Source organism: Actinomadura sp. KC06, from assembly GCF_004348735.1.
Classification (GTDB): Bacteria; Actinomycetota; Actinomycetes; order Streptosporangiales; family Streptosporangiaceae; genus Spirillospora.
The window spans coordinates 1-6,425 of sequence record NZ_SMKT01000283.1; the positions used below are offsets into that span (position 1 = coordinate 1).

General features: G+C 70.7%; 5 protein-coding genes. 4 read left to right on the forward strand and 1 reads right to left on the reverse strand.

Annotated elements, in window-relative coordinates:
* The first annotated feature begins 255 nt into the window (after positions 1-255).
* The 3 genes from E1287_RS41410 to secD all read left to right on the forward strand — a co-directional run bounded on the left by E1287_RS41410 (position 256) and on the right by secD (position 4,680).
* A complete protein-coding gene (locus E1287_RS41410) occupies positions 256-1,644 on the forward strand; it encodes a glycine--tRNA ligase (protein WP_131971298.1) in 1,389 nt (462 codons plus the stop codon).
* Between the two features lie 289 nt (positions 1,645-1,933).
* Complete coding sequence (locus tag E1287_RS41415) at positions 1,934-2,350, forward strand: hypothetical protein (RefSeq protein ID WP_131971300.1); 417 nt, start codon at positions 1,934-1,936, stop codon at positions 2,348-2,350.
* A gap of 59 nt (positions 2,351-2,409) precedes the next feature.
* Positions 2,410-4,680 carry a protein translocase subunit SecD gene (secD, locus tag E1287_RS41420; protein WP_131971302.1) on the forward strand — a complete coding sequence of 757 codons (2,271 nt, stop codon included), beginning with the start codon at positions 2,410-2,412 and terminating at the stop codon, positions 4,678-4,680.
* A gap of 43 nt (positions 4,681-4,723) precedes the next feature.
* Here secD and E1287_RS41425 read toward each other — a convergent pair whose 3' ends face one another.
* On the reverse strand, positions 4,724-5,683 hold the full coding sequence (locus E1287_RS41425) for a DUF4190 domain-containing protein (RefSeq protein ID WP_165969449.1): 960 nt from the start codon (positions 5,681-5,683) through the stop codon (positions 4,724-4,726).
* A gap of 544 nt (positions 5,684-6,227) precedes the next feature.
* Here E1287_RS41425 and E1287_RS45235 point away from each other — a divergent pair.
* A partial coding sequence (locus tag E1287_RS45235; RefSeq protein ID WP_207934783.1) for a hypothetical protein occupies positions 6,228-6,425 on the forward strand: 198 nt, incomplete at its 3' end.

Consider the following 6,425-nt stretch of genomic DNA (forward strand, 5'->3'; position numbering starts at 1 on the left):
CCCACTAGACCCGCCTGGCCAGGCTCGCCTGCCAGGGCGCCTTAATGGGCGCGCGCATACCACGCTGCGTCTACTAGACTCACCTGTGCCCTAAGCTGGGATTGCTCGCAGGCGCCGGAGAAGACCGCACATTTCGGCGGCCGGCCGCCAGAGCGTCATCACCGGGGATCGCAATCGCCGCCACCCGCCGTTTCCACGGCGGGACCGGGGCGCACTCACTGTCCCGCCGACCGCCAGCCGGATGGAGAATATTTCATGGCACGCCGTTCCGATGTGCTGGAAACGATCGTCAACCTCGCCAAGCGGCGGGGCCTGGTCTACCCGTCGAGCGAGATCTACGGCGGTCTCCGCGCCTCCTGGGACTACGGGCCGCTCGGCGTCGAGCTGAAGAACAACGTCAAGCGCCAATGGTGGAAGTCCATGGTGCAGGGCCGCGACGACATCGTCGGCCTGGACTCGTGCGTCATCCTCGCGCGCGAGGTCTGGGAGGCCAGCGGCCACGTCCAGGCGTTCGTCGACCCGCTCACCGAGTGCCAGTCCTGCCACAAGCGCTTCCGCGCCGACCACCTCGAAGAGGGCTACGAGGAGAAGCACGGCCGCCCGCCCGCGAACGGCCTCGCCGACATCGGCTGCCCGAACTGCGGCGTCAAGGGCTCCTTCACCGAGCCGCGGATGTTCAACGGCCTCCTCAAGACCTACCTCGGCCCCGTCGAGGACGAGTCGGGCCTGGCCTACCTGCGTCCCGAGACCGCGCAGGGCATCTTCATCAACTACCTGAACGTCCAGCAGTCCTCGCGGCGCAAGGTCCCGTTCGGCATCGGGCAGATCGGCAAGTCGTTCCGCAACGAGATCACGCCCGGCAACTTCATCTTCCGGACCCGCGAGTTCGAGCAAATGGAGATGGAATTCTTCGTCAAGCCCGGCAGCGACGAGGAATGGCACCAGTACTGGATCGACGAGCGCATGCAGTGGTACGTCGACCTCGGCATCCGCAAAGAGAACCTGCGGCTGTACGAGCACCCGGCGGAGAAGCTCTCGCACTACTCCAAGCGGACCGTGGACGTGGAGTACCGCTTCGACTTCATCGGCGGCGAATGGGGCGAGCTGGAGGGCGTCGCCAACCGCACCGACTTCGACCTGACGACGCACTCCAAGGCGTCCGGGGCCGACCTGTCGTTCTTCGACCAGGAGTCCGGCGAGCGGTTCGTCCCGTACGTGATCGAGCCGGCGGCGGGCGTCGACCGGTGCACGCTCACGTTCATGATGGACGCCTACGCCGAGGACGAGGCGCCCAACGCCAAGGGCAAGATGGAGAAGCGCACCGTCATGCGGCTCGACCGGCGGCTCGCCCCGGTCAAGGCCGCGGTGCTACCGCTGTCGCGCAACGCCGACCTGTCCCCGAAGGCCCGCGACCTCGCCGCGCGGCTCCGCAAGAACTGGAACGTCGAGTTCGACGACGCCGGGGCCATCGGCCGCCGCTACCGCCGGCAGGACGAGATCGGCACGCCGTTCTGCGTCACCGTCGACTTCGACACCCTGGAGGACGACGCGGTCACCGTCCGCGAACGCGACTCGATGAGCCAGGAGCGCATCGCGATCGGCCAGGTCGAAGCCTTCCTCGCCGCGCAGCTCCTGGGCTGCTGACAGCCTCCACGCCCTCGATAGCGGCGCAGCACGGAGCGGGCCGTCCCACACGATGGGGCGGCCCGCTCCGTTGCGTTGCCTTGCGTTGTGTGGACGGTCTGCGGGGCATCTGTGCAGGTCCACCCTCTGGGTTTCGTCAACGCCGGGCGAACGGTGTCTCCAGGCCGGTGAACCTGGGCTAGGTTGGCTGGACCGCCCGCCGCCGTCCCCGGCATCGTGGACGGAGGAAGACGCACCACGGATCCCGGCGACGACGCCGTCCGATCGAGGAGCCCGAGGGGAGGGCAGGATGCGCGACCTGTACCGGCCCGCCCGTCCCGTCGCCCGGCTCCTGGTCGTCGCGCTCGGCCTGCTCGGGATCGTGGTCGGGCCCGCCGGGGCCGGGGCGCACGGCGGGACGTCCCCCACCGGGACGATCACCGGCGTCCGGAACGGAACGGTGCAGCACGCGCCCGCCCGGCCCAGGTCCTCGGCCGGCAAGCACCGTCAGAGCCCCCACGCGCAGGCGGTGCACGCGCATCTCGCCCATGCCGGGCAGTCGCCGCTCGTCGTGCATCCGGTGTTCGCGGTGCCGCCCGCGTCCGGCGTCGAGGTCCGGCCGCCGTCCGGACGCGCCGTCCGGGCCCTCGCCGTCCACGCCTCGCCGGACGTCGCGCCGAGCGGTGTCCCGCGCGGGCGCGCACCCCCCACCTCCCCACGGATCTGAGCTAGTCGTCCGCGGTGCCGTGCAGCCGCCCGGCGCCGAAGCCCGTGTGGAGGTTCCCTTTGACTCGCGCCAACATGGTGCGGGCGGTACTGGCGTTCGCCGTGCTCGCCACATCGTTCTACTTCGCCTGGTCCAAACCCGCCCGCCTCGGCCTCGACCTGCGCGGCGGCACCCAGATCGTGCTCGAGACCCAGGACTCGCCGACGGTGAAGGCCGACCGGGAGTCCACCGACCGCGCCCGCGAGGTGCTGCAGCGCCGCGTCGACGCGCTCGGCGTCGCGGAGTCCTCGCTCACCCGGTCCGGCGAGCGGCGGCTGATCGTGGAGCTGCCCGACGTTCAGGACCCGTCCAGGGCGACCGACACGCTCGGCAAGACGGCGCAGCTCACCGCCCATCCGGTGCTGCCCAACACCGGCAAGGCCGGCCAGGGGCAGCAGCTGATCCCGGACGAGAGCGGCCAGCAGATCCTGATCGGCCCCGCCGCGCTCACCGGCGACGGGATCGGCTCGGCCAGCGCGACCTACGATCCGCAGAACCTCGGCGGCTGGGCCGTCAACGTCGACTTCAAGGGCGGCGGCGGGAAGACCTGGGAGCAGCTGACCGCCAAGGCCGCGTGCGCGGCCGGTGACGAGCGGCGGATCGCGATCATCCTGGACGGCAAGGTGATCTCGTCCCCGGGCGTCACCGAGAGCGTGTCCTGCGGCGTCGGCATCACCGGCGGATCGACGCAGATCACCGGCGACTTCAGCGCCGGGGAGGCCAAGGACCTCGCCGCCCTGATCGAGGGCGGCTCGCTGCCGGTCCCCGTGAAGATCATCGAGCAGCGGGTGGTCGGGCCGACGCTCGGCGACGAGGCGATCGACGCCAGCGCCCGCGCCGCGGTCATCGGCATCATCCTGACCGGCCTGTTCATCGTGGCCGTCTACCGGCTCGTCGGCTTCCTCGCCACCGTCGCGCTGACCGGATACGCGCTGATCTCCTACGCCGCGCTCGTCGCCGTCGGCGCGACCCTGACCCTGCCCGGCCTGGCCGGTTTCGTCCTCGCCATCGGCATGGCCATCGACGCCAACGTCCTGGCCTTCGAACGCGCCAGAGAGGAGATGTCCGCCACCCCGGGGCGCAGCGCGCGGACGGCCCTGGCCACCGGGTTCAACAAGGCGTGGTCGGCGATCGCGGACTCCGCCGTCACCACGCTGCTCGCCGGGGCCCTGCTGTTCTTCCTCGCCTCCGGCCCGGTGAAGGGGTTCGGCGTCACGCTGACCATCGGCGTCCTCGCCTCCCTCGTCTCGGCGATGCTGCTGAGCCGCGTCCTCACCGACGCCGCCGCGGCGCGGATGCCCCGGCTCAGCAAGGGCCGGGCGGGCGGCCTCAGCGGCGCCGGACGGCTCCGGCGGTGGCTGGAGGAGAGCGGCCCCGACCTGATGAAACGCAGCCGCCTCTGGCTCGGGATCTCCGCGCTCGCCGTCGTCATCGCCGTGACCGGGATCTTCGTCCGCGGCCTCAACTTCGGCGTGGAGTTCACCGGCGGACGGCTGGTCGAGTACTCCACGAACCGTCCCCTCGACATCGACGTCGCGCGCTCCGCCGTCGCCGACGCCGGGTTCCCGCGCGCCGTCGTCCAGACGTCCGGGAAGGACGACATCTCCGTCCGGACGGTCGATCTCACCAACGAGGAGGAGAAGCGCGTCCACGACGCCCTGGCGGAGAAGGGCGGCGGCGCCACCAAGCAGCGCGACGAGCTGATCGGCCCGAGCCTGGGCGACGAGCTGCGGAAGAAGGCCCTCATCGCCCTCGCGGTCGCGCTGCTGGTGCAGCTCGCCTACCTGACGATCAGGTTCCGCTGGACGTTCGCGGCCGGGTCCGTCATCGCCATGTTCCACGACATCACGATCGTCACCGGCATCTTCGCCTGGCTCGGCAAACCGATCGACGGGGTCTTCCTCGCCGCGCTGCTCACCATCATCGGATACTCGGTCAACGACTCCGTCGTCGTGTTCGACCGCGTCCGGGAGATGTGGGGCGAGAATCCGAAGGGACGGTTCGCCGCGATCGCGAACCGGGGCGTCCTGCAGACCGTCCCGCGGACGATCAACACCGGGATGGGCGCGCTGTTCATCCTGTCCGCCCTGGCGGTCCTCGGCGGCGACTCGCTGACCGACTTCGCCATCGCGCTCCTGATCGGGATCATCGTCGGGACGTACTCCAGCGTGTTCACCGCGACGCCGATCGCGGTCGTCCTGGAGCGCTTCGCGAAGGCCCCGCCGCCGCAGCGCAAGACCAAGTCCCGCCCGCCCCGCCGCACCACGCACGACTCGGGCGCGGTCGTCTGACCCGGACCGGCGGGCCCCGGATTCCGCCGGGGCCCGCCGCGGGTCAGCGCGGCAGCATCGTCTTCTTCAGCGGACGGTCCTCGCTCATGCCGAAGCAGACGATGGTGCGGATCCCGCCCTCCCACTCGAATTTCTGCGCGTAGAAGAACGAGTAGTACTCGGGCTGCGGGTGCCGGCCGAAAGCCTTGTTCATCTGCTTCTTGCAGCCCGTTTCCGCCTTCCGCTCCATCCCCTTCTCTCCCGGATACGGACCCGCCTTCAGCTTGTAGACCGCGTACACCTGGCTCCAGTGCGACTCGCTGCAGGACAGGACGCGCTGCGCCGGGACGTCCGCGTCCCATTTCCCGAAGCAGTCGCCGTAGGAGAGTTCGGTCCAGTACTTCAGCTTCGGGTCCAGGGTCGCCGCGATCGGCGCGGTGATGGTGTCGGGCCCGTTATAGGTGAGAAGGCAGAGCACTTTGCGGTCGCCGGAGTCCCAGTTCGCCTTTGCCGGCAAGATGAGGTAAGGCTCCAGGTGCTGGGCATGCCGGCTCTTCAGAAAGCGGATCGTCTTGATGAAGCAGGCATCGGTCGCCTGTTCGTGAACCTTCCTGTTACCCGGAAATTCGCCGGCCGGCAGCCGTACCTGGGCGACGACCTCGCCCTGGTGCGGCTCCGCGCAGGGCAGTGCCGTGACGGGCGACGTCATCGACTCGACCTGGAAACCGGTGAAGCAGTCGCCGACCCGCAGTGCCGCGGGCAGCATCTTGTCCTTGCCGGTGACCCGTCCCGACTCGTCCCGGTCGGCGGTGACCAGCGAACCCGCCACCACGGCGAGGGCGACCGCCGCCACCACGACCCAGGTGCCGGACGCGACCAGCGCGCCGATGGCCAGGCCCTTGCCCCGCTCCCCGCGCCGTCCGGCCTGCACGAGCGCGGCGATCGCGAAGCCGACCGCCAGCAGGATCAGGCCACACAGCCCGGTGACGAGCGCGACGATCGCCAGCCGGTTCGTCCGAGGCACGAGCCGCGGTTCCGGCTGCGGGGGCCCGCCGGCGTAGAACGGGACGTCCCGCCCCGGCCCCGGACCCGGCCAAGGCCCTGGCATGCCGGGGTCGGGTCCGGAAGCGCCCGGCACGCCGGAAACACCGGGCGGCGCCCAAGCGGGCTGCTCGGCTCCGGCAGGCGCGGAGTCCTTCGGGTCAGGGGCGGGGCCGGGGGGAGAGGGCGGCGGTGTGCTCACAGCGGTACCCCGTTCAAATCAGCCGACAGATAAACCATTCCCAATACCTTTCGCCAATGTGGGAGCGGCCGCGCCATGGTGGTGATCAATGCGGCACCACCGACCGCTTAAGCGGCCCATTCTTGCCGGTGACCAGGCAGAACACTTTCCGATATCCCCCATTCCAGCTCTCCCTGGTCGGCGTCGCGGCGGTGGGGTCCACGAGGTGGAGCGGCATGCGGTAGGAAAGGGGGCGGCCGGAAGCGTGACCTCGCCGATGGCGAGGCCCCTGCCCTTGTCAGCGGGGCGCCCGTGCGCCCGGCGGCCGGTCCGGACGAGTGCGGCGATGGCGAAGCCGATCGCGAACAGGACCAGCCCGCACAGTCCCGTGACCAGGGCGGCGATCGCGAGCCGGTCCGTCCGCGCCGGGACGGGGGCGGACGGCGGCTCGGGGCCGGAGGGCGGTCCGAAGGAAGGAGCCGGCGGACCTTCCTGGGTGAAGTCCTGGACCGGCGGGTCGAGTGGGGCCCAGCCGGGGGTGTCC